The sequence below is a fragment of the Stenotrophomonas humi genome, assembly GCF_001431415.1.
GTDB classification, from domain to species: Bacteria; Pseudomonadota; Gammaproteobacteria; order Xanthomonadales; family Xanthomonadaceae; genus Stenotrophomonas; species Stenotrophomonas humi.
This window is the reverse complement of record NZ_LDJI01000040.1, coordinates 1-590: the sequence shown is the minus strand read 5'-3', so window position 1 is coordinate 590 and position 590 is coordinate 1. Positions and strand designations below refer to the sequence as shown.

The following is a 590-nucleotide window of genomic DNA, read 5'->3' as shown; positions in this document are numbered from 1 at the left end:
CCGGCCATGTGGTCCAGCGTGTTCATCATCGATCCGCTGTACACGGTGTGGCTGCTGATGGGTTGTCTGGTGGCCTGGTGGGCACGGGCACGGCCGCTTGCGCAGCGGGCGTTGGTGCTCGGGTTGATCCTGAGTAGCGGGTACCTGGGCTGGTCGTTGTTGGCCAAGGCGCAGGTTGACCGTGCTGCCGACGAGGCCCTGGCCCGTATGGGCCTGGCCGATGCGCCGCGTTTCTCGGTGCCGATGCCATTCAACACGCTGCTGTGGCGGGTGGTGGCAATGACCCCGCAGGGCTACGTGGTCGGCGACCGCTCGCTGTGGGCCGATCACGGGCCGATGCAGTTCACCGGTTATCCCTCCAATGTGCAGGCGCTGCGGCAGGCCGCCGACATACCGGCCGTGGCACGGCTGAGCTGGTTCAACCACGGGTTCATGCGCGCACAGGTACAGGACGGCGAGCTGGTGCTCAGCGACCTGCGCATGGGGCTGGAGCCGGACTACAACTTCAATTTCGCCGTGGCGGTGGATCAGGCCGGGCAATGGCAGGCGCTGGCACCGCGCCAGGTGGCGCCGGCCTATCGGCAGGCCGG

General features: G+C 67.8%; 1 pseudogene. It reads left to right on the top strand.

What is annotated here, in order from left to right:
* Positions 1-590: pseudogene (locus ABB26_RS17020) on the top strand (metal-dependent hydrolase); the annotation flags it as partial.